Here is a 21,529-nt window from a genome sequence, read left to right as displayed (position 1 = left end):
TGGAATCAAGGAGGAACCGCATGAGTGCCCAAATCACCGTGGAAGAACTGGCCGACCTCATGAAGAAGGCCGCCGGGGTCACCGTCGCCCCGCAGGAACTCCAGCAGCGGTACGACTCCGCCTTCGACGCCCTCGGCATCGACTCGCTCGGTCTGCTCGGCATCGTGGGCGAACTGGAGAACCGGCACGGCACGCCGATGCCGCCCGACGCGGAACGCTGCAAGACCCCCCGGCAGTTCCTCGACCTCGTCAACACCACTCTTATGGCAGGAGCCTGACATGGCTGGACACACGGAGAACGCCATCACCATCGCCGCGCCGGTGGACCTCGTCTGGGACATGACGAACGATCTGGACAACTGGCCACAGCTGTTCAGCGAATACGCGTCCGTCGAGGTCCTGTCCCGGGAGGGCAACCGGACGACCTTCCGGCTGACCATGCATCCCGACGAGAAGGGCACGGTGTGGAGCTGGGTGTCGGAACGGGAGACGGACCGCCCCACGCTCACCGTCAAGGCCCGCCGCGTCGAGCCGGGCCCCTTCGCGTACATGAACATCCGGTGGCGCTACGAGGAGGTCACCGAGGGCACCCGGATGGTGTGGACGCAGGACTTCGCGATGAAGCCGGAGGCCCCGGTCGACGACGACTGGATGACCGACAACATCAACCGGAACTCCAAGGTGCAGATGGCCCTGATCCGGGACAAGATCGAGAAGGCCGCCGCCGGGCAGCGGCCCGCACCGGCCCTGGCCGACTGAACCGGACGGAGGACAGGCCCGATGCACCAAGCCCTGATCGTCGCCCGTATGGCCCCGGGGTCGGCTCCGGACATCGCCAAGGTGTTCGAGGAATCCGACCGGGGAGAGCTGCCGCACCTCGTCGGGGTCACCCGGCGCAGCCTCTTCCAGTTCGGCGATGTGTACATGCACCTCATCGAGTCAGACCGGGACCCGGGTCCCGCCATCGCCAAGGTGGCGGGTCACCCGGAGTTCAAGGACATCAGCGAACGGCTCGCGGCGTATGTCAGCGCGTACGACCCCGCCACCTGGCGCTCCCCGAAGGACGCGATGGCGCACCGCTTCTACCGCTGGGAGCGGGACGCAGGCTCCTGAACCGTCCGCACGGCCACCGGTCGCCGGGCCCGCGTCCGACGCGGACCCGGCGACCGGTGGTGTGAGGGGAACGGCCGCGCCGGTCGCGGCGGTTCACGCGGGGACGGTGCAGTCGAACGCGTGCAGATAGGGGTTGACCGGACGGATGGTGTCGATGACCAGGCCCGCGCCGGTCAGCCGGTCCACCATGCTCTTGGTGGTGTGCTTGGCCCCGCCGACGTTGAGGAGCAGCAGCAGGTCCATGGCGGTGCTGAACCTCATCGAGGCGGTGTCGTCGACGAGGTTCTCGATGACCACGACCCTCGTCCCGGGGCCGCCCGCCGCGATGACGTTGCGCAGCGTCCGGGCGGTGCTGTCGTCGTCCCACTCCAGGATGTTCTTGATGATGTAGGCGTCGGCCCGGACGGGGATGGCCACGCGGCAGTCGCCGGGCACGATACGGACCCGGTCCGCGAGCGCGCCTCCCTCGCGCAGCCGTGGATCGGCGTTCTCCACCACGCGGGGCAGATCGAACAGGGTGCCCCGCATCGACGGGTACTTCTCCAGCAGACTCGCCACCACATGCCCCTGGCCGCCGCCGATGTCGGCGACCGACGAACTTCCCGACAGATCCAGCAGCTGGGCGACGTCGCGTGCGGACTGCTTGCTGGAGGTCGTCATGGCGCGGTTGAAGACGTCGGCCGATTCCGGGGCGTCCTCGTGCAGGTAGTCGAAGAACTCCTTGCCGTACAGGCCCTCGACGACGTTCCGGCCGGTGCGCACCGCCTCCTCCAGCCTCGGCCACGCGTCCCAGGTCCAGGGCTCGGTGCACCACAGGGAGATGGAGCGCAGGCTGGCGGGGTCGTCCTCGCGCAGCAGCCGGGACATGTCGGTGTGCGCGAACCTCCCGTCCTCCTCCTCGGTGAAGACGTCGTAGCAGGACAGGGCCCGCAGCAGTCGCCGCAGCGGCTTCGGCTCGGTCTTCACCGCGGCCGCCAGGTCCTCCACGCTCATGGGGCTGTCGCCCAGCGCGTCGGCGACGCCCAGCCGGGCGGCCGCGCGGAGGGCGGCGGCACACGCCGCCCCGAATACGAGTTCCCGCAGCCGCATGGACGGCGCCGGGGCAGGGCTTGCGGTCGTCATGTGCCGCCTTCCTCTCTGAGGTCCACTGGGGGGCAGGGCCGGGCGGCCGGGCCGGTCAGCACAGTCCCGAGGGCTTGGAGGCCCGGCAGGCGTTGCGCTGGAAGACGTTGTCCTTTCCGGTGTCCGCGTTGACGAGGTCCGCCGGGGCGTTGCGCTGCAGCGTGTTGCCGTTGATCTGGTGCCGCTGGTTCGGACCGCCCGTCATGCTCTTGAAGAGCACGATGCCGCCCGACAGCGGGGAGTTGCCCGCGTTGTCCGTGATGACGTTCCGCGTCAGCACCGTGTCCTCGGCACCGGTCAGGACGATTCCCGAGCCCTTCAGGAAGGGCACCCGGGCGGTCTTCGGGCAGAACTTGTTGTTCTTGGTGATGTGGTTGTCGCTCACGGTCAGGGCCCCGGCCTTGGGGTTGTTCTCGTCGCCGACGACGAAGACCGCCGCGCAGTTCGCGGTGATGTCGTTCCTCGTGACCGTGAGGTCCCTGAGGCGTCTGACGGTGACGCCGACCCGGTTGCCCTCCAGAAGGTTCCGCGCGATCATCGCGCCCTCGGTGTCCGTGGCTCCGCCCTCGGAGCCGACCACGTTGGCGAGCAACAGGCCCGTGTCGCCGTTGCCGCGGATGGTGTTGTCGAGGAACAGGCCGCGGGTGGACCGTTCCTGCGCGATGCCCCACTGCCCGTTCTTCTCGGCGGTCACCTGCCGGACGGTCAGCCCGTTGGTCCGCGACGACCACAGGCCGTTCTTGGGGAAGCCGGACAGGGTCAGCGAGGTGACGGTGATGTCCTGGACGGGATGGCCGTCCCGCCCCTCCACGCAGATTCCGTTCCCGGCCTTCGCGCAGGCGTTCTTGCTCGATGCCTTGCCCGGAGAGATCACCGTGTTTCGGCCCATGCCACGCAGGGTCACCCCGGAGGTGGTCACCCGGATGCTCTCACGGTAGGTGCCGGCGGACAGGAGAACGGTGTCTCCCGGCTTGGCGGAGTCCACCGCCTTCTGGATCGAGCCCCCCGGACGCACCAGGTGGGTCGTCGGGCCCGCGGCGGCCGTGCCGACGCCGAGCCCACACCCCGCGAGCGCTGCGGTGCACGCGACATACACGATATGGTGTTTCTTCATATTCTGTACGCTATGACCTGGATGGGCCGTTGAAAGCTGGATCGGCCATCCGGCGGCGTGTCTCTGCTGCGCGGGTCACCCGCGCAGCCTTCGCCCGATCTCCAGGTGTTCCGGGGGCAATGGACGGCCGTCCCCCACCTCCCAGAGGCAGTTCTGGAGGACGCGCCCCAGCGTCCAGGCCCGCGAGCGCTCCCGGTCCAGGCCCAGGACCTCGGTCATGGCGTCGAAGCGCCAGACGGTCTCGTCCGGCTCGAAGCGGTTGGACAGGGCCGGGCAGAGCTCGAAGCCGGGGTCGCCGGCCAGCGGCTTCGGGTCGATGGCGAGCCAGGGCTCCCGGTCGGAGGCCAGGACGTTGTCGTAGTGCAGGTCCCAGTGCAGAAGGCGGTCGCCGGGCTCGGAGACCACCTCGCGCACGGCGGCCGCGCAGTCCGCGACCAGCCGGCGCTCGGCACGGTCGGCGATCCGCTCCAGCGCCCCCGGGACCTCCTCCAGCATGGCCCCCGCGATGTCACCCAGCCGCCGTATCCCCTCCGGTGCCGCCACCGACGTCAGCCGGACCAGCAACCGGGCCACGACCAGGGCGGCTTCGCGGGAGTCGGGCAGGTGCGTCAGCGCGCGGGCCGCGTCGAGGCGCTCCAGCAGGAGGCTGCCCGTGGCGCCGTCGTGCTCCAGGAGCCGAACCGCCCCGTGGCCGCCCCAGGTGCGCAGCGCGAGTGGTTCGCCCGCGCTCTCCTCGTCCAGGAGCTGGAGCTTGAGCACGGCCGGCGTCCCGTCCTTCCGCAGCACCGGCAGGACCAGCGCGCACACGCCGTACATCGAGGGCCCGTCGATCCGCAGCCGCCACCGCCGCACGAGCTCCGCCGCCCGTCGCGGCAGCTCCGCGACGAAGGCCCGCCCGGCGTCCCCGTTGAACCTCGCCTGTGCGGCGGCCAGCTCGCCAGGCACGTCGATCACGTCCCCGACCATACTTGACTGTGTGTACCGGGTCATACGGATCAGGCGCTGGCCCGGGGCGGTGGCGGCATACGTCCGCAGCGCCCCGGGAACCTACGTCTGGCTGCTGATCCTCTTAATGAGCACCGTCGCACTGCACCGCATGTCCCCCCACGTCGAGCAGAGCTTCCTGCGGCAGCGGTCCACCAACATCCACGAGCTGTCGGCCAACCCGTTGCGCGTGTTCATCACCAGCGCGATGTGGATGGACGGCGGGCGCTGGCCGCCGTACGCCGTGCTCTACACGGTCTTCCACGCGCAGGCGGAGCGCTGGCTGGGCACCGTGCGCTGGTTCGCCGTGTGCGTCGCCGCGCATGTGCTGGCCACCCTCGCCAGCGAGGGAGCGCTGCTGCAGGCCGTACGCGACGGCGTCGCCCCGCCCTCGGCACTCAACGCCCTGGACATCGGGGTGAGTTACGCGCTGGCCGGGATCGTCGGGGTGCTGACGTACCGGATCGCGGCGCCCTGGTGCTACGCGTATCTGACGGTCGTCGTGCTCGTGTACGCCCTTCCCCTCGCCACCGCCCCCACCTTCACGGAATTCGGGCATTTCGTCGCGGTACTGATCGGTCTCGCCTGCCGTCCGCTGACGCTGGGCTGCGCAGAACCATGGAATCCGAAGGAGACACTGGCCGCCCTCAGGGGTTAACGTCCGGCGCATGAGCAGCGCAGTGAACAGCGCCGTCAACGGTGGCATCTCCTTCTGGTACGCCGACGACGGCCTCCCCGGACAGCGGGAGCCCCTCGACGGGGACGCGTCCGCCGACGTCGTGATCGTCGGTGGTGGTTACACCGGTCTGTGGACCGCGTACTACCTGAAGAAGGCGGCTCCCTTCCTGCGCATCACCGTGCTGGAGCAGAAGTTCTGCGGCTACGGCGCCTCCGGGCGCAACGGCGGCTGGCTCTACAACGGTGTCGCGGGCCGCGACCGCTACGCGAAGCTGCACGGCCACGAGGCCGCGGTACGCCTGCAGCAGGCGATGAACGAGACGGTCGCCGAGGTCGTACGGGTCACCGAGGAGGAGGGCATCGAGGCGGACGTGCACGTCGGCGGTGTCCTGGAGGTCGCGTACACGCCCGCGCAGCTGGCCCGGCTGAAGGCGTTCCACGAGCGCGAACTCTCGTACGGCGAGAAGGACCGCGAGCTGTACGGCGCCCGGGAGACCGCCGAGCGGATCAGGGTCGCGGACGCGGTCGGCTCGACCTGGACCCCGCATGGCGCGCGGCTGCACCCGGTCAAGCTGGTGAAGGGACTCGCGGCGGCCGTCGAGGCGCTCGGCGTGAGGATCCACGAGCGGACGCCGGTCACGGAGATCCGTCCCAAGCACGCGGTGACCCCGTACGGCACGGTCCGCGCGCCCTACGTGCTCCGCTGCACGGAGGGCTTCACCGCGTCGCTCAAGGGCCAGAAGCGCACCTGGCTTCCCATGAACTCCTCGATGATCGCGACCGAGCCGCTGACCGACGAGCAGTGGGCACAGATCGGCTGGGAGGGGCGCGAGACGCTGGGCGACATGGCGCACGCCTATATGTACGCGCAGCGCACCGCCGACGGCCGGATCGCGCTCGGCGGCCGCGGGGTCCCCTACCGCTTCGGTTCGCGCACGGACAACGACGGCCGCACCCAGCCCGCCACCATCGAGGCGCTCCACGAGATCCTGGTCCGCTTCTTCCCGTCGCTGGCCGGGGTGAAGGTGACGCATGCCTGGTCGGGGGTGCTCGGGGTGCCGCGCGACTGGTGCGCCACGGTGACCCTGGACCGCTCGACGGGCCTGGGCTGGGCGGGCGGTTACGTCGGCTCGGGCGTCGCCACCACGAACCTCGCCGCGCGCACGCTGCGCGATCTGGTCCAGCGGGACTCGGGCCCGGCGGGCGCGACCGAACTGACCGCGCTGCCGTGGGTGAACCACCGGGTGCGCAAGTGGGAGCCAGAGCCGCTGCGCTGGCTCGGCGTCCACGGCATGTACGCCACCTACCGCACGGCCGATCGCCGCGAACAGACCAGCCACGGCGCCGAGTCGTCGAAGCTGGCCCGGATCGCGGACCGGGTGGCCGGACGGCACTGAGGGAGTTCGCGAAGGTGGTCACCGACCGGAGGCGGGCGGCAGGAGCGGGGCGGGCTTGATCGGCCCCGCCCCGCCTGTGTGAGACTGCGCGCATGATCCGCATCGCGACCCCCGACGACGTCCCCGTCATCCACGCCCTGATCCGCGAACTGGCCGCGTACGAGAAGGCACCCGACGAGGCACGGGCGACGCCCGAGCAGCTGAGCGAGGCACTGTTCGGCGCCCGCCCGGCGGCGTTCGCGCACGTCGCCGAGGACGACGGGTCAGAGGTGGTCGGCTTCGCGCTGTGGTTCCTGAACTTCTCCACCTGGCGCGGCGTCCACGGCATCTACCTGGAGGACCTGTACGTCCGCCCGGAGTCCCGCGGCGCCGGCCACGGCAGGGCGCTCCTCACGGAACTGGCCCGTATCTGCGTCGCGCGCGGCTATGAGCGCCTGGAGTGGTCGGTCCTGGACTGGAACCGCCCGGCGATCGAGTTCTACGAGGCCCTGGGCGCCCGCCCGCAGGACGAGTGGACGGTGTACCGCCTGACCGACGGGGCGCTCGCGGAGCTGGGGCGGCGGGCATAGCGAGCAGCTCTCGCCCCCCGGTGGCGCGGTCCCGGAGACCCCAGCCGCTCCCGTCCCCGCACGCAGCCGGGTCCCGTCTCCGGAGGCCGGGCGCCTCAGTCGTCCGCCGCCACCCGCACGCCCATCTCGGCCGCCAGCACGGGTGCGAGGTCCAGGAGCTGGGCGTGGCTGATCACCGCCCCGGACAGGCGGCCCACCCCGCGGGCGATGTCCACCTCCGCCGCGCGGCGCAGGTCCACGTCCACCAGGGTCGCCGCCGTGAGGTCCGCCCCCTTCAGCACGCAGTCCACGAACTCGACCCGCTCCAGCCGGGCGCCCCCGAAGTCCGGCTCGACCAGCACACAGCCCTCGAAGACGACGTCCTTGAGCTTCGCCTTGCGCAGGTTCAGATAGTCGATCTTGCCGCCGCGCACCAGCACCCGCTCCAGCACCGCGCCGTGCAGCTGCGCCCCGCCGAGCCGGGCGTCCACCAGCTCCACGTCCCGCAGGGTCGCCTCGGAGAGGTCCGTGCCCACGCCCCGTATGCCGGTGAGGACGGAGTCGATCACGCGGGCGTGGTGCAGCTGGGTCTCGTCCAGCGCACAGCCGGTCAGCGCGCAATCCATGAACCGGGCGCCCCCGCCGTCCTGCCCGGCGAGATCCGCGTCCCGGAACTCCAGCCCGTCGTAGTCCCCGTCCGGCACCAACTCCCCGCCCGTGTGGGCCACCAGCTCCGGCAGCCGCACCTCCGGCCGCCTCGCCGCCTTCGTCACCCGTGTCCTGCGCACCATGCCCCTCATGGTGCACCCCACCACTGACAACGGCCCCGACCTGCGCCGTCAGCCCGAGCGACAGCGTCCCACCGCGCGGGGGCGGGCGCGGGCGGGGGTGACGGTGGGGTCGGCGGAGACGGTGAGGCGGCGGGAGACGTCGGCGTGGGGGATCGTACGAGCGTCGCGGGGCCCCCGAGGGCCGCGGGCCTGCCCCGTACGGCTCGGCGGACCGGCCCGTCGTCGACCGCGGCGACGGCGACGATCCCGCGCCGGACGGCGCGCGGCGCCCGGCGTCCTTCCGCACGCTCCTGCAGCGGCGCGGCCCGCCACCGCCTCTCCGGTCCCCTCGACCGGATCAGCCGGCTACCACCGGGCGATGAGCGCGGCGGAGCGGATGCGATGCGTACCGATCCATGGTCTTCTGGCGGGGTGAGTGTCACCCGAACGGGCGGGGGCGCGGCTTCCGGCGTGGCCGATCCCCGGCGCTGGTGGGGCCTGGTGATCATCGCACTCGCCCAGCTCATGGTGGTCCTGGACGCGACGATCGTGAACATAGCGCTGCCGTCCGCCCAGCGCGCGCTGGGCATGTCCGACGGCAACCGCCAGTGGGTGATCACCGCGTACAGCCTGGCCTTCGGCGGGCTGCTCCTGCTCGGCGGCCGGATCGCCGACCTGCTGGGCCGCAGACGGACGTTCATCATCGGCCTGATCGGCTTCGCCGTGGCGTCCGCGCTGGGCGGTGCGGCCATCACCTCCGGCATGCTCTACGGCGCCCGCGCGCTGCAGGGCGCCTTCGCCGCCGTCCTGGCCCCGTCGGCGCTCAGCCTGCTCACCACCACGTTCACCGACCCGAAGGAGCGCGGGAAGGCATTCGGCGTCTACGGCGCGCTCGCGGGCAGCGGATCGGCGATCGGACTGATCGCGGGCGGCCTGCTGACCGAGTACCTGAACTGGCGCTGGTGCCTCTACGTCAACATCCCCATCGCCGTCATCGCCGTGTGCGGCGGCCTCGCGCTCCTGCCCGGCCGCCCCGGTCACCCGGGCGCCCGCCTCGACGTGCCCGGTGTGCTGCTCGGCTGCGGCGGGCTGGTCGCGGTCGTGTACGGGTTCAGCGAGGCGGAGCCACGGGGGTGGACGGACCCGCTGGTGCTCACTCTGTTCGCGGTCGGGGTGGTGCTGCTCGCCGCCTTCGTGTGGTGGCAGACGAGGGTGCCGCAGCCGCTGCTGCCGTTGCACGTCGTCCGGGAGCGCAACCGCGTCGGCTGCTTCCTGACGATGGCCCTGGCCGTCATCGGCATGTTCGGGCTGTTCCTGTTCATGACCTACTACATGCAGGTCGTCCGGGGCTACTCGCCCCTGCGGACGGGCCTGGGCTATCTGCCGCTGACCGCCGCGATCGTCGTGGGCTCGACGCAGATCTCGGCCCGCCTGCTGCCCCGTGTGGCGCCGCGGGTGCTGATGGTGCCGGGAATGGTGCTGGCGGCGGGCGGCCTGCTGATCCTCACCCGGATGAGGGTGGACTCGGCGTACGCGACCGAGATCATGCCCGGGCTGGTGCTGATCGGCCTGGGCATGGGGCTCACCTTCATGCCGGTCTTCGCGACCGCGACCGCCGGGGTCGCGCCGCGGGACTCGGGCGTGACGTCGGCGACCGTCAACACCTCGCAGCAGGTCGGTGGCTCCATCGGTACGGCGCTGCTGAACACCGTCGCGACGACCAGCAGCGCGGCGTACATCGCCGCGCACCTGCGCAACGCCGCGCAGAAGGGGCTCGTCGTCCGCGAGGGCATGGTCCACGGCTACACCGTCGCGATCTGGTGGGCTGCGGGCATCATGCTGCTGGCGGCCCTGGTCGCGGGCCTCATGGTCAGGTCGAAGCCTTCGGCGTACGGGGCCGCCGAGGCGCCGGTGCCGGAGGACGTGCGACGTGCCTAGTGCTGCGACCGGAAAGGTTCACCGGCTCGCGACGCCCGGCACGGCACCTCGCCGCGTTGTCGCATCGCCCGAGTACATCCAGTACGCGGGCGACGCTCCGCCTTGCGATGCACCGCACCGGACGCCGCGAGCTTCCCGGCAAACCTTTCCGGCCACAGCACTAGCTGGGCTCCCGAGGCACGCCCTGGCCGTCGATGACGCCCTGGAACGTCTCGATCGTGCGGCGGCGCATCGTGAGGAAGGCGAGCCAGGAGCCGTCCGCGTAGTGCAGGCGGAAGCGGGCCATCAGCTGGAGGCGTGGACGGCGTTCCACACGGGCGGCCCAGGCGCGGGGTATCTCCCAGACGGGGGTGCCGTCCAGGTGGCGCACGAGGCCGACGCGCTGGTCGGTGACGCGCATCAGCAGCGCGCCCGAGGTCCCCGGCATACCCGACGCGATGCTCCCGGCCCCGCCGGACGCGGCGCCGACGTTGTGCATCAGGTGGTCTCCGAGGTGCCCGCCCAGCCTGCCGTGCCCGTGAATGCTCACCTTGACGCCCTTGGCGCTCTTGACCGGCACCACGATGCCGTAGGTCAGCAGCCGTTCTCCCGGAGCCAACTGGTGGAGCGCGGAACGCTGCTGGACGGACATCTGCTCCGGCACGGCGGTGGGCTCTCCTTGGAGGTCGGTCGGTGGCCGATGCGTGATCGTACCTGGGTTCGGTCGGGCCGACCGCGCGTGTCCCCGTCCGGTGACGGCCGTATGACGATGAGTCAGTCGATGCGCGGGTAGCGGGACTGGAGGGTCCAGATCGCCGGGTTCTCCCCGAGGTCCTCGTGCAGGTCGGTGAGGTCGGCGACGAGATCGTGCAGGAAGTCCCGGGCCTCCCGGCGCAGTTCGGCGTGGGAGAAGGTCAGCGGCGGCTCGTCCTGCGGCAGCCACTCCGCCTCGATGTCCACCCAGCCGAAGCGGCGCTGGAAGAGCATGCGGTCGGTGGACTCGGTGAAGTCCAGTTCCGCGTGCTGGGGCCGGGCGGCGCGGCTGCCGAGCGGATCGCGGTCGAGGTCCTCGACGATGGCGCACAGCGCCCACGCGAAGTCGAGCACCGGCACCCATCCCCAGGCTGTGGACAACTCCCGGTCCGTCTTCGTGTCGGCCAGGTAGACGTCGCCGCAGAACAGGTCGTGCCGCAGCGCGCGGACGTCCGCGCGGCGGTAGTCGGTCTGCGGGGGATCGGGGAAGCGGGTGGAGAGGGCATAGCCGATGTCGAGCACGGGGCGATGGTGTCACGCCTCGCCCGCCTCCGCCGTCGTGGGCCGCCTCGTAGGATCCCGCTCATGTCCCGAACCGTGCGCATCGTCCCCACCCTGCTCATATCCCTCACGCTCACCGCGTGCGGAGGCGGAGTGCACGGCGCCCCCGGCGGCTCCGGGGTGCACGATCCGTACTTCCCGATGATGGGCAACGGCGGATACGACGTCACGCACTACGACCTGACCCTCGCCTACGAACCGGCCGGCCGCCACCTCACCGGCACGGCGGTCATCACGGCACGCGCGACCAAGGACCTCTCCGCCTTCGACCTGGACCTGAAGGGACTGGTCGTCGCCGGTGTCACGGTGCAGGGCCACGACGCCCGCTGGAACCGGGCCGGCCAGGAGCTGACCGTGCGCCCGCCGACCGACCTCCACCGCGGCGAAACGTTCCGCACGACGGTGCGCTACTCGGGTACGCCCGAGACGATCACCGACCCGGACGGCTCCAAGGAGGGCTGGCTGCCGACCGCCGACGGCGCGCTGGCGCTGGGCGAGCCGACGGGTTCCATGGCGTGGTTCCCCGGCAACCACCACCCGTCCGACAAGGCGTCGTACGACATCACGGTCACCGTCCCCCAGGGCCTTCAGGCGCTCTCCAACGGCGAGCTGACCCACGAGACGACGAAGGACGGCCACACCACCTTCGCCTGGCACACCGCCCAGCCGATGGCGAGCTACGTCGCCATGGTCGCGATCGGCCACTACTCCGTGCGGCAGCTGCCGACGAAGGAGGGCCCGCCCGTCCACGTGGCCGTCGATCCCACCCAGGACCAGGCGGCCGCCGAGGTGGTGGGGAGGATCCCCGAGATCGTGCGGTGGGAGACGTCCCTGTTCGGGCCCTACCCCTTCCCCTCCACGGGTGCCATCGTCGCCCGCGAGGGCGACTCGGGCTATGCGCTGGAGACGCAGACCCGCCCGGTGTTCCCGGGCGCGCCCGGCCTCCAGACCGTGGTCCATGAACTGGCGCACCAGTGGTACGGCGACTCGGTCACGCCCAAGTCATGGGCGGACATGTGGCTCAACGAGGGCTTCGCCACGTACACGGAGTGGCTGTGGCAGGAGGACCACGGCGGTGACACGGCCCAGCAGATCTTCGACGCGCTCTACAAGGGCAATTACTACGACAACCCGGCCGACGACAAGGCGATCTGGGCGTATCCGCCGGCCAAGCCGTCGAGCGCCGCGCACATCTCCGACAGCCCGGTGTACGAGCGGGGCGCGATGGTGCTGCACAAGATCCGACAGACGGTCGGTGACACCGCGTTCTTCCGCATCCTCCGCGGCTGGGCCGCCGCTCACCGCTACGGCAACGCGGACACGGCGGACTTCACGGCGTACGTCCGCAAGCAGGCTCCGGACAAGGACTTCGGGGTGATCTGGCGGGACTGGCTGTACGGCGAGGGGAAGCCGGGGCACGAGTGAGCAAGCGCTGCAAGGGCCCCTAACCGCGCAGTGCCTTGCGCAGCACGGCGCACGGGCGGCCCTGCTGGAGGTCGGGGCGGTGGCCGATGGTCTCGTAGCCCAGGGCCGTCCAGAAGGCGAAGGCCTTGGGGTTGTTCTCCAGCGCCGCCAGGCGTACGGCGGTGCTGCCCGCGGCGCGGAAGCGGTCCTCGACGAGTGACACGAGCCGGCGGCCGTACCCCTGGCCCTGCATGCCCGCGTCCACCATCAGCAGACCGATCCACGGGTCCGGGTCGGCCGGGTCGGGGTGGTGGGCGAGGGTGACCGCGATCCCGACTAGGCGCCCGGCGCCGCGGGCGAGCAGGGCGTCCACGTCCGGGTTCGCCAACTCGTCGGCCAGCGCGGTCGCCACCTGCTCCGGGCGGATGTCGTCCGGGTCCGGGAACTCGCCGCTGAGGGCGTGGAAGTCACGGTTGGAGGCGTAGAGCGCGGTGAGTTCGGTGAGCAGCGGGGCCGGGATGCCGCGGTCGGGGGTGAGGGTGAGGGGCTCCAGGATCACGCGGGCCAACGTATCCGAGCGGCCCCGCGGCCGAGGGGCCGCGGAGAGCCCCCGGCCCGCACCGCAGCCGGGGGCTACCGCGACGCGCAGGCGCCGCCGGAGGGCTCAGACGTTGACGCCGAAGTCCTGGGCGATGCCGGCCAGGCCCGAGGCATAGCCCTGGCCGACCGCGCGGAACTTCCACTCCGCGCCGTTGCGGTAGAGCTCGCCGAAGACCATGGCCGTCTCCGTGGCCGCGTCCTCGGACAGGTCGTAGCGCGCGATCTCCTGGCCGCCGGCCTGGTTGACGATGCGGATGTACGCGTTGCGGACCTGGCCGAAGTTCTGCGAGCGGTTCTCCGCGTCGTAGATCGAGACCGGGAAGACGATCTTGTCGATGTCGGCCGGGAGCGCCGCCAGGTTGACGTTGATCGCCTCGTCGTCGCCCTCGCCCTGGCCCGTGCGGTTGTCGCCGGTGTGGACGATCGAGTTGTCCGGGGTCTGCTTGTTGTTGAAGAAGACGAAGTGCTGGTCCGAGTAGACCTTGCCCTGGGTGTTGACCGCGATCGCGGACGCGTCGAGGTCGAAGTCCGTGCCGGTGGTGGTGCGGACGTCCCAGCCGAGGCCCACGGTGACGGCGGTCAGACCCGGAGCCTCCTTGGTGAGCGAGACGTTGCCGCCCTTGGACAGGCTTACAGCCATTGTTGGGAGTCCCTTCCCTCGTTCGCGTGCGCGGGTGCGGCACCTACGGGCTTCGTGCGGGCACGAAGCTACAGCTACCCGTACCAACGCCCCGGGGCGTCCCCTCGGTTCCGGCTCTCTTTACTTTCTTTACCCGAATCCCCGGGAAGCCGGACCGGCGGTATTTCGGGTGACGGGGACCGGACTGCCGCGGGACCATGGAGGCATGTCCGGTCCCCACGTCATCCGCGGCTCCGTCTCGCTACCCGAGGCCGAGCTCATCTGGCGTTTCTCGCGGTCGTCCGGGCCCGGCGGACAGCACGTCAACACCAGTGACACACAGGTGGAGTTGCGTTTCGACCTGGCCGGGACCCAGGCGCTGCCCCCGGTGTGGAAGGAGCGGGCCCTTCAGCGGCTCGCGGGACGGCTCGTCGACGGGGTGGTCGTCGTGCGCGCCTCCGAGCACCGTTCGCAGTGGCGCAACCGCGAGGCCGCCGCCGTACGCCTCGCGGCCCTGCTCGCCGAGGCGACGGCGCCGCCGCCCAAGCCCCGCAGGCCGACCCGAATCCCCCGCGGGATCAACGAGCGGCGGCTGCGCGAGAAGAAGCAGCGGTCGGAAACCAAGCGGGGGCGTTCGGGGCGGGACTGGCGGCACTAGCGGTACTAGCGGTACTAGGGCGCCGCGTTCTCCGATGCGCTCAGCGAATTCCCGACGGAAAACGAAACCGAATTGTGCGGGCGCCGTCACGGCGCTCTGCCGTGAACGCGGGGATCGTCGCCGCAGGGCTTCCGCGGTCACGTTGTTCGGGGGCGGGCTCACCCCAGATGGCGGTAGCGCCCCCGGAAGTACACGAGGGGGCCGCCTTCTGCGCTGGGTACCCGGGCCTTGAGCACCCGGCCGACGACCAGCGTGTGGTCACCGGCCGCGACGCGCTGTTCCGTGCGGCACTCCAGGGTCGCCAGGGCGCCGCCGACCAGGGGAGCGCCGCTGGCCTCGCCGCGGACGTACGGGATGTCCTCGAACAGGAGCCGGTCGCTGATGCGGCCCTTCATGGCGAAGCGGCCCGCGATGTGCCGCTGGCTCTCCGCGAGCACGGAGACGGCCCACAGCGGCTGCTCGGCGAGCAGGTCGTCCATGCGGGATCCCTCGCGCAGGCTGACCAGGACCAGGGGCGGGTCCAGGGACACCGACAGGAAGGCGGTCGCCGTCATGCCGACGTCCTCACCGCTCGGCCCCTCGGGGTCCAGCGCGGGCTCGTGCGCGGTCACCAGGACCACGCCCGCGGCGAGCCGGGACATGGCGGCGCGGAACTCGTCGTTGCTCACCCCCTCAGGATGCCCGGAGGCGGGCGGGACAGCGGGCACGGAGGGGACGGGGGGAGTCTTCAGCACACAAGAACGCTAGTCGGCGCCCTCGCGCCGCCACATCGGCCCCGGGCCCGAACCGCGTCCTAGGACCAGCGACGGATGCCCTGGCCACGCTCGCGGGCGGCGCCGGGAGCCTCACGGGCCCCAGGTGTGCGCTTCCGGCGGCCCCCGATTGATCAACACGCCCTTCACCGCTCCGAGTTGGCGCGTATGATCACACGGTCTCCACAAGGGCCTGAATTGCGTTCCGTAAACGCACCGGGAAAACGTGGATTCCCCACTCAATTGTTCATGTTCTCCTGTGACTTGAGTCACAGGAGCGGTATTTTGTTGACCCTGTGTACCTAGTGGGCAGCGCGCTGTGATTCAGTGGCGGGGACGCTGCACGACGCTACACGTGGAGTACGCCGAGTAGCGCACAGAGGAAAACCGGGAGAACCGTAGTACGCCGACGCGTCCCTGGAGTCGCTGCGAGACCTCGAGGGGAGGGCGAATGGAGACCGAGTCGGAGCCGTATGTCCGTCTCACGACCCTGCGGCAGCTGCACCAGGTGATGGCGGACATGAACACCGCCCGCAGTCTGGCGGACACGCTGCAGACCGTCGCCGACGGCATCGTCAACGGCCTCGGCTACGAGCTGGCCGCCGTCAACCTCGTACGCCCCGACGGTGACCTCGTCGTCGCCGCACTCGCCGGGAATTCCGCAGCCGAGGCGCTGATCACCGGCCGGGTCGGCTCCCGCGCCTCCTGGGAGCGCCGGCTCACCATGGGGGAGGCCTGGGGCGACCTGCGCTTCATACCGCACACCGAGGGCTGGATCCTCGACGAGGACGACGTGCCGCAGTGGTACACCGACGGGCCCGAGCCACGCTTCGAGGACGAGTGGCACCCCTCCGACCGCCTCTTCGCGCCCATGTACACCCCGGGCGTCCAGGGCGGTGCCTCCGGTGAACTCATCGGGGTCATCTCCGTGGACCGGCCGCGCAACGGGCGGCGGCCCGGCGCCTGGGGCCGCGAGGCGCTCCAGATGTACGCCTTCCAGGCCGCCATCGCCATCAGCAACGCCCGTCTGAGGGCCAACATGCAGCGCGCCCTCGTCCGCCTGGAGCGGGAGCAGCAGGCCCTGCGCGCCAGCGAGGAGTCCTTCCGGCAGGCCTTCGAGTACGCCCCCTCCGGCATGGCCATCGCCGAGATGGGTGGCGACCAGCACGGCCGGATCCTGCGGACCAACGACGCGCTGTGCCGGCTCCTCGGCCGGCCCGCCTCCGCCATGCGCCGCTACTCGTTCTCGGACCTCGTCCACCCGGAGGACATCGGCACGCTCCTGCGGACCTCCGCGGAAGGCGGCCGGGCCGAGCTGCGGCTGGGCCGGCGCGACGGCACATACGTCTGGGTCAGCCTGCGCAACTCCGTCGTCGCCGACGCCGCCGACGGGCCCCGCTTCCTGCTCACCCACGTCGAGGACATCGAGGAGCGCAAGCGCCGCGAGCTGCAGCTCGCCCACCGGGCCTCGCACGACTCGCTCACCGGCCTGCCCAACTCCGCCGAGCTGCGCTCCCGCCTGTCCGCGCGGCTGTGTCAGCGCCCGCAGTCCCTGCCGCCCGGCGCGGCCGCCTCCCTGGACGCCGCCTTCGGCGGCTACGGCGCGGACCACCCGGCGGCGTACGACGGGAGCGGAAGCGGGCACGCCTTCGACTTCGACGCCGGCCCGGGACCGTACGACGCCTTCGACCACCATGTGCACACCGTCGCCCCGGACACCGACACCGACGACGGCACCAAGGGGCTCGCGGTGCTCTTCTGCGACCTCGACGGCTTCAAGTCGATCAACGACCGCTTCGGGCACAACGCGGGCGACGCCGTCCTCATCGAGGTGGCCCGGCGCCTCAGCCAGGGCGTGCGCGACGGGGACACGGTCGCCCGGCTCGGCGGCGACGAGTTCGTCGTGCTCGCCGACGGGCTCGGCAAGGCCGACGCCCAGGACCTCGCGGTCCGCCTGCGCAACGAGATCATCCAGCCCATCCGGGTGGACGGCCGCGCCATGCGGGTCGGCGCCAGCTTCGGCATCGGCTGGGCGCATTGCGGCATGACGGCGGACGAAGTGCTGAAGTCCGCTGACGAGCGGATGTACGTGGAGAAACGGTCTCGTCCCAAACAGCACCGCCGCGCCGGGTAAACCCAGGTCAGTGTGTGGGTGATGGGAAGAACACCCGTTTGGGGCCGCCGGAGCGGGTAGGCTCGCCATTCAGCCACACACGCATCTGGACCCGCACCTGCTGAGGAGTACCTAGGGATGACGCCCGGCAACAACGGCGCGAGCACGCCCGAGGACGACGACCCGTTCGGCTACCTCTACGCCGACGGTCAGGCCAACGGCGCCCAGCCGCCCTCCGGCGGCTACGGCTATCCGGGCTCCGTCAACAGAGTGCGCGCGGTCGGCCAGCGCCAGTACGGTCAGCCGGCTGCCCAGGCCCCGACCGCCGCCTACGGCCAGGTCCCGCACCAGCAGGCCTACGGTCAGCCGAACGCGCACTACGCCGCGCCCGAGACCGTGCCCGGCGGCACGCCCACGACCCGGCAGGCGCCGGTGGGCGCGGGCGGTGGCCGCGGCCGGGGCCCCAACACGAAGGGGCTGCTGATCGGCGCGATCGCGGTGGTCGCCGCGGTCGTGATCGGCATCGGGATCGCCATGACGGGCGGCAACTCGGACGGCAGCAAGAACGGCGCCCAGGCGGGCTCCAGCCCGTCGTCCGCCCAGAGCACGTCCCCGAGCCAGTCCGCCAGCCAGTCGGCGGACGACACCAAGCTGCCGACGATCGACGCCAAGGCGCTGCGTCTGGAGGGCACCGCCACCACCGCGTCCGACGTCAAGGGCGCCTCGGCCGGCGGCGGTGTCTACGTGGCGGGCTTCAACAACGTCGGCGCCGCCGTGACCTGGAGCGTGGACGTCCCCTCGACCGGCAAGTACACCCTGCACACCGGCTACGGCGTGCCCGGCGTCGACGCCACCGCCACCCTCACCGTCAACGGCACGCCGCAGACGACCCCCCTCAAGCTGAAGAACTGGGCGCAGGCGCCCCAGGGCGACTGGGAGAAGGGCTGGACGAAGACGTACAACTACATCCAGCTCAACAAGGGCACCAATACGGTCAGGATCTCCTGCGAGCAGGGGAACCAGTGCAACGCCTACCTCGACCAGCTGTGGCTGACGAAGGGCTGGTCCAACTAGTCGGCCCCCCGGGGCCTTCGAACCAGCCGATCCCCCGTGGGCGTCGAAGCAGCAGACGCCCCGGGCTGCGCCCCCGGCGTGACGCCGCAGGGAGGTCAGGCCGCCGTCGCCTCGCCCGTCACCGCCACCTGGCCCAGCAGTTCCTCGTACGTTCGGCGGTCGAACTCGCCCGCCACGGGCGCCAGGACCGTCGCCGCGGACAGGGCCACCGCCCGGGCCAGGCGCCGTGGCCACGACAGGTGCTCCACCAGGCCCGACAGCAGGCCCGCGACCACCGAGTCGCCCGCGCCCGTCGGATTGCCCTGGATCCGACGCGGCGGGACGGCCCGCCAGCGCCCCTCCGAGTTCACGGCGAGCAGACCGTCGGCGCCCAGTGAGGCGACCACGGTGTGCGCCCCGCGCCGACGGGCGTCCCGAGTGGCCTGCGACGGCTCGTGGGAGCCGGTGAGTTCGGCCAGCTCGTCGGCGTTGGGCTTGACGATGTCCGGGCGGGCGGCGACCCCGCGGCGCAGCGGCTCGCCGCTCGTGTCGAGCAGGACGGGCACCCCCACGGCACGTGCGGTGCGCACCAGTTGGGCGTACGCCCCCACCGGCACCCCCGGTGGCAGGCTGCCGCACAGGGCCACCGCCGCGGCCGAGCGCACCAGATCCCCGTACGCGTCCAGGAAGGCCGCCCACTCGGCGGGCGCGATCACCGGGCCGGGCTCGTTGAGCTGGGTGGTGTCGCCGGTCGTCCCGTCCGCCACGGCGATGGTGCGCCGGGTGGCGCCCTCGACCGCGACGAGCGCGTCCACGACGCCGGGCGTGCGCGCGAGCCGGTCCCTCAGGGAGCGGCCCGTCGCGCCGCCCGCGAAGCCCGTGGCGGTCACCTCGTGGCCGAGCGCGGCGAGCACCCGGGCCACGTTCAGGCCCTTGCCGCCGGGCCGTTCGGTCACCTCGGTCACCCGGTGCGAGGTGTGCGGCCTGAGCGCTCGTACGCGATAGGTGATGTCGAGAGCGGTGTTCAGCGTGACCGTCAGGATCACCTGGGGGACCTCCCTCGAAACTCATGGCGGCGCGCCCCGTGCCTCCGACCGTCGGTGTCCTGACGTCCGGGATTCCAGAGTGCGCTAGCCGCCGGCGGTGTGCGGAGGCTCGATCATGCCAAATGAGTCGGCGGTCGGCCCAGTCCCCCGGGCCGACCGCCGTATGTCAACAAGCGGATGAATCATCCCAGTTGGGGATCGACCACCCACTCGCCGCGGCGCATCACGCCCTTGAGGCCGAACCCGGCGTCCAACAGCACCAGGTCGGCGTCCTTTCCGGGCTCCAGGGAGCCCACCCGGTCGTAGACGCCCAGCAGCCTGGCCGGGTTCGCCGAGATGGCCGCCACGACGTCCTCCACCGGCAGCCGGTCGACGGTGACCGCCCGCTGGAACGCGCGGTCCAGGGTGAGCGTCGAGCCCGCGATCGAGCCGCCCTCCACCAGGCGTGCCACGCCCTCGCTGACCTCGACCTCCAGCGGGCCGAGCATGTACCGGCCGTCACCGATCCCGGCCGCGTCCATCGCGTCCGTGATCAAGGCCACGCGTCCGGCGCCCGCGTGATGGAACGCCAGCTGCAGGGCGGCCGGGTGGAGGTGCGTGCCGTCGTCGATCAGTTCGACCGTGATCCGCTCGTCCTCCAGGAGGGCGGCGACGGGCCCGGGGGTGCGGTGGCCGAGCGGCGGCATCGCGTTGAACAGGTGGGTCGCCACGGTCGCGCCCGCGTCGATCGCCTCCACCGTCTGCTCGTACGTCGCGTCCGTGTGCCCGATCGCCGCGATCACACCGTGCTCGGCGAGCAGCCGTACGGAGTCGATGCCGCCGGGCAGTTCGGCGGCGAGCGTGACCATGCTCGCCCGGCCGCGGCCCGCGTCGATCAGCTTGCGGACCTCCGCCGGATCGGGGTCGCGCAGCAGTGCCGCGGAGTGCGCGCCCTTGCGGCAGGGCGAGATGAACGGCCCCTCGAAGTGGATGCCGGCGATGTCGCCCTGCTCGGCGAGCTCGGACAGCAGCCCGGCCTGCTTGACGAGGACGTCCATGTCATCGGTGACGGTCGAGGCGACGAGGGTGGTGGTGCCGTGCAGCCGGTGGGTGCGGACGGCCGTGAGGATGTCGTCGGCCGTGCCCGAGAAGGACGCGCCGCCGCCCCCGTGGTTGTGCATGTCGACGAAGCCGGGGACCAGCCAGTGGTCCCGTACGTCGATGATCTCGGCGTGCTCGTTCCCAGGAGCCGCCCCGGCGATCCGCGTGCCCTCGACGACGACGCGGCCGTCGGTCACGATCCCGGTGGGAAGCACCACCCGGGCGCCGGCGAGAACCTTGCTGGGGGCCATCAGGCGGATACCTCCGAACGGTCGGTGGTTACGAGGAGATCCCAGGCGAGGAGCCCCGCGCCCAGGCATCCGGCGGTGTCCCCCAGTGCCGCGGGGACGATCGACGGGAGCTTCTGGAAGGTGACCCGCCGCCGGACCGCGTCCCGCAGCGGTGTGAACAACGTTTCCCCCGCCTCCGCGAGCCCGCCACCGATGATGAGCGTGCGCGGGTCCAGCAGGGTGAGGGCGGTGACCAGCCCGTCGGCGAGCGCGTCCACCGCCTCCCGCCAGACCCGGACGGCGTTCGGGTCCCCGGCCGCGACGGCCCGCGCACAGTCGGCCGCGTCCGCCTCCGGATCGTCGCAGGCCGCGGCCCAGGCCTGGCTGACGGCCGAGGCGGACGCGTACCGCTCCAGACAGCCGCGCTGACCACAGGGACAGGGAGTCCCGCCGGGCCGTACGACGATGTGGCCGATCTCGCCCGCGAAGCCATGGGCGCCGGCCTCGACGCCGCCGCCGATGCCGATGGCACCCGCGATGCCGGTGCCCAGGGGCACGAACAGGAAGCGGTCCGCTCCCTTGCCCGCGCCGATGCGGCCCTCGGCGAGCCCGCCGGTGCGCACGTCGTGCCCGAGCGCGACCGGAGCGCCGTCGAGCCGGCGGCCGAGCAGGTCGCGCAGGGGTACGTCGCGCCACCCGAGGTTGGCCGAGTAGGCCGCCACGCCGCGCTCCGCGTCGACGATGCCGGGCACGGCGACGCCCGCGGCGGCCGCGGATCGGCCGAAGTGCCGCTCGCCGTGCGCGCGCAGATCGGCGGCGAAACCGAGGATCGACTCCACCACGGCGTCGGGCCCGCGCTCGCGTCCGGTGGCCCGGCGCGCCTGGTACAGCAGCTCGCCCCCCGCGCCTACCAGGGCGGCCTTCATCCCGGTGCCGCCCACATCGAGGGCGATGACATGTCTCACGGGGACAGTGTGGCCCGGATACCCGAAGAGGTCTAGTCCACTCACGTGGTGT

23 protein-coding genes are annotated in these 21,529 nt (G+C 71.7%); 11 read left to right on the top strand and 12 right to left on the bottom strand.

The window, feature by feature from the left end:
• Positions 1 to 20 precede the first annotated feature (20 nt).
• Genes ASC56_RS08070 through ASC56_RS08060 form a run of 3 tightly spaced genes read left to right on the top strand, consistent with a single transcriptional unit; the run spans position 21 to position 1,113 of the window.
• Positions 21 to 278 (top strand): acyl carrier protein, encoded by a 258-nt coding sequence (locus tag ASC56_RS08070; protein WP_055490536.1) that lies wholly within the window; start codon positions 21 to 23, stop codon positions 276 to 278.
• Position 279: 1 nt separating this feature from the next.
• A complete protein-coding gene (locus ASC56_RS08065; RefSeq protein ID WP_055490535.1) occupies positions 280 to 759 on the top strand; it encodes an SRPBCC family protein in 480 nt (159 codons plus the stop codon).
• Positions 760 to 780: 21 nt separating this feature from the next.
• On the top strand, positions 781 to 1,113 hold the full coding sequence (locus tag ASC56_RS08060; RefSeq protein ID WP_055490534.1) for a TcmI family type II polyketide cyclase: 333 nt from the start codon (positions 781 to 783) through the stop codon (positions 1,111 to 1,113).
• 93 nt (positions 1,114 to 1,206) lie between these two features.
• On the opposite strand, the gene ASC56_RS08055 is transcribed toward ASC56_RS08060, so the two are convergent.
• From ASC56_RS08055 to ASC56_RS08045, 3 genes are all read right to left on the bottom strand, one after another.
• A complete protein-coding gene (locus tag ASC56_RS08055; protein WP_055490533.1) occupies positions 1,207 to 2,235 on the bottom strand; it encodes a methyltransferase in 1,029 nt (342 codons plus the stop codon).
• Between the two features lie 55 nt (positions 2,236 to 2,290).
• Complete coding sequence (locus ASC56_RS08050) at positions 2,291 to 3,349, bottom strand: nitrous oxide reductase family maturation protein NosD (protein ID WP_055490532.1); 1,059 nt, start codon at positions 3,347 to 3,349, stop codon at positions 2,291 to 2,293.
• 75 nt (positions 3,350 to 3,424) lie between these two features.
• The gene (locus ASC56_RS08045; RefSeq protein ID WP_107309201.1) at positions 3,425 to 4,315 is read right to left on the bottom strand and encodes an aminoglycoside phosphotransferase family protein; all 891 of its coding nucleotides are present in this window, start codon (positions 4,313 to 4,315) and stop codon (positions 3,425 to 3,427) included.
• A gap of 106 nt (positions 4,316 to 4,421) precedes the next feature.
• On the opposite strand from ASC56_RS08045, the gene ASC56_RS08040 reads away from it, so the two are divergent.
• The 3 genes from ASC56_RS08040 to ASC56_RS08030 all read left to right on the top strand — a co-directional run bounded on the left by ASC56_RS08040 (position 4,422) and on the right by ASC56_RS08030 (position 6,977).
• Positions 4,422 to 4,991 carry a rhomboid-like protein gene (locus ASC56_RS08040; RefSeq protein WP_055490531.1) on the top strand — a complete coding sequence of 190 codons (570 nt, stop codon included), beginning with the start codon at positions 4,422 to 4,424 and terminating at the stop codon, positions 4,989 to 4,991.
• A gap of 10 nt (positions 4,992 to 5,001) precedes the next feature.
• Positions 5,002 to 6,408 (top strand): FAD-binding oxidoreductase, encoded by a 1,407-nt coding sequence (locus ASC56_RS08035; protein WP_055490530.1) that lies wholly within the window; start codon positions 5,002 to 5,004, stop codon positions 6,406 to 6,408.
• Between the two features lie 92 nt (positions 6,409 to 6,500).
• Positions 6,501 to 6,977: a GNAT family N-acetyltransferase gene (locus ASC56_RS08030; protein WP_055490529.1), complete on the top strand. Its 477-nt coding sequence runs from the start codon at positions 6,501 to 6,503 to the stop codon at positions 6,975 to 6,977.
• Between the two features lie 95 nt (positions 6,978 to 7,072).
• On the opposite strand, the gene ASC56_RS08025 is transcribed toward ASC56_RS08030, so the two are convergent.
• Entirely contained in the window at positions 7,073 to 7,747 is a 675-nt protein-coding gene (locus ASC56_RS08025) for a pentapeptide repeat-containing protein (protein WP_055490528.1), read from the bottom strand.
• A 381-nt stretch (positions 7,748 to 8,128) separates the two neighbouring features.
• Here ASC56_RS08025 and ASC56_RS08020 point away from each other — a divergent pair, with 381 nt between their 5' ends.
• A complete protein-coding gene (locus ASC56_RS08020; protein WP_079102360.1) occupies positions 8,129 to 9,664 on the top strand; it encodes an MFS transporter in 1,536 nt (511 codons plus the stop codon).
• 160 nt (positions 9,665 to 9,824) lie between these two features.
• Here the strand turns inward: ASC56_RS08020 and ASC56_RS08015 are convergent, their stop codons facing one another.
• Both ASC56_RS08015 and ASC56_RS08010 read right to left on the bottom strand, forming a co-directional pair.
• On the bottom strand, positions 9,825 to 10,307 hold the full coding sequence (locus ASC56_RS08015) for a hypothetical protein (protein WP_055490526.1): 483 nt from the start codon (positions 10,305 to 10,307) through the stop codon (positions 9,825 to 9,827).
• Positions 10,308 to 10,417: 110 nt separating this feature from the next.
• On the bottom strand, positions 10,418 to 10,918 hold the full coding sequence (locus ASC56_RS08010) for a hypothetical protein (RefSeq protein WP_055490525.1): 501 nt from the start codon (positions 10,916 to 10,918) through the stop codon (positions 10,418 to 10,420).
• Positions 10,919 to 10,981: 63 nt separating this feature from the next.
• Here ASC56_RS08010 and ASC56_RS08005 point away from each other — a divergent pair, with 63 nt between their 5' ends.
• Positions 10,982 to 12,382: a M1 family metallopeptidase gene (locus ASC56_RS08005; protein WP_055490524.1), complete on the top strand. Its 1,401-nt coding sequence runs from the start codon at positions 10,982 to 10,984 to the stop codon at positions 12,380 to 12,382.
• Positions 12,383 to 12,401: 19 nt separating this feature from the next.
• Here ASC56_RS08005 and ASC56_RS08000 read toward each other — a convergent pair whose 3' ends face one another.
• The gene (locus tag ASC56_RS08000; RefSeq protein ID WP_055490523.1) at positions 12,402 to 12,920 is read right to left on the bottom strand and encodes an N-acetyltransferase; all 519 of its coding nucleotides are present in this window, start codon (positions 12,918 to 12,920) and stop codon (positions 12,402 to 12,404) included.
• 105 nt (positions 12,921 to 13,025) lie between these two features.
• Complete coding sequence (locus ASC56_RS07995) at positions 13,026 to 13,601, bottom strand: TerD family protein (protein WP_055490522.1); 576 nt, start codon at positions 13,599 to 13,601, stop codon at positions 13,026 to 13,028.
• 205 nt (positions 13,602 to 13,806) lie between these two features.
• On the opposite strand from ASC56_RS07995, the gene arfB reads away from it, so the two are divergent.
• Complete coding sequence (gene arfB, locus ASC56_RS07990) at positions 13,807 to 14,238, top strand: alternative ribosome rescue aminoacyl-tRNA hydrolase ArfB (RefSeq protein WP_055490521.1); 432 nt, start codon at positions 13,807 to 13,809, stop codon at positions 14,236 to 14,238.
• Positions 14,239 to 14,396: 158 nt separating this feature from the next.
• On the opposite strand, the gene ASC56_RS07985 is transcribed toward arfB, so the two are convergent.
• The gene (locus ASC56_RS07985) at positions 14,397 to 14,972 is read right to left on the bottom strand and encodes a flavin reductase family protein (protein ID WP_199835938.1); all 576 of its coding nucleotides are present in this window, start codon (positions 14,970 to 14,972) and stop codon (positions 14,397 to 14,399) included.
• A 469-nt stretch (positions 14,973 to 15,441) separates the two neighbouring features.
• Here ASC56_RS07985 and cdgB point away from each other — a divergent pair, with 469 nt between their 5' ends.
• Both cdgB and ASC56_RS07975 read left to right on the top strand, forming a co-directional pair.
• Complete coding sequence (cdgB, locus tag ASC56_RS07980) at positions 15,442 to 17,124, top strand: diguanylate cyclase CdgB (RefSeq protein ID WP_055490519.1); 1,683 nt, start codon at positions 15,442 to 15,444, stop codon at positions 17,122 to 17,124.
• A 117-nt stretch (positions 17,125 to 17,241) separates the two neighbouring features.
• Positions 17,242 to 18,177, top strand: coding sequence for a CBM35 domain-containing protein (locus ASC56_RS07975; RefSeq protein ID WP_055490518.1), 936 nt, complete (start codon positions 17,242 to 17,244; stop codon positions 18,175 to 18,177).
• A 95-nt stretch (positions 18,178 to 18,272) separates the two neighbouring features.
• On the opposite strand, the gene ASC56_RS07970 is transcribed toward ASC56_RS07975, so the two are convergent.
• The 3 genes from ASC56_RS07970 to ASC56_RS07960 all read right to left on the bottom strand — a co-directional run bounded on the left by ASC56_RS07970 (position 18,273) and on the right by ASC56_RS07960 (position 21,477).
• Complete coding sequence (locus tag ASC56_RS07970) at positions 18,273 to 19,202, bottom strand: 1-phosphofructokinase family hexose kinase (protein ID WP_055490517.1); 930 nt, start codon at positions 19,200 to 19,202, stop codon at positions 18,273 to 18,275.
• 182 nt (positions 19,203 to 19,384) lie between these two features.
• A complete protein-coding gene (nagA, locus tag ASC56_RS07965) occupies positions 19,385 to 20,533 on the bottom strand; it encodes an N-acetylglucosamine-6-phosphate deacetylase (protein ID WP_055490516.1) in 1,149 nt (382 codons plus the stop codon).
• Positions 20,533 to 21,477 carry an ROK family protein gene (locus ASC56_RS07960; RefSeq protein ID WP_055490515.1) on the bottom strand — a complete coding sequence of 315 codons (945 nt, stop codon included), beginning with the start codon at positions 21,475 to 21,477 and terminating at the stop codon, positions 20,533 to 20,535. The genes nagA and ASC56_RS07960 overlap by 1 nt, the downstream gene beginning before the upstream one ends.
• Positions 21,478 to 21,529 lie beyond the last annotated feature (52 nt).

Origin of the sequence: Streptomyces sp. TP-A0356 (assembly GCF_001417775.1) — a bacterium.
Taxonomy (GTDB): domain Bacteria; phylum Actinomycetota; class Actinomycetes; order Streptomycetales; family Streptomycetaceae; genus Streptomyces.
This window is presented reverse-complemented; position numbering and strand designations above follow the sequence as displayed.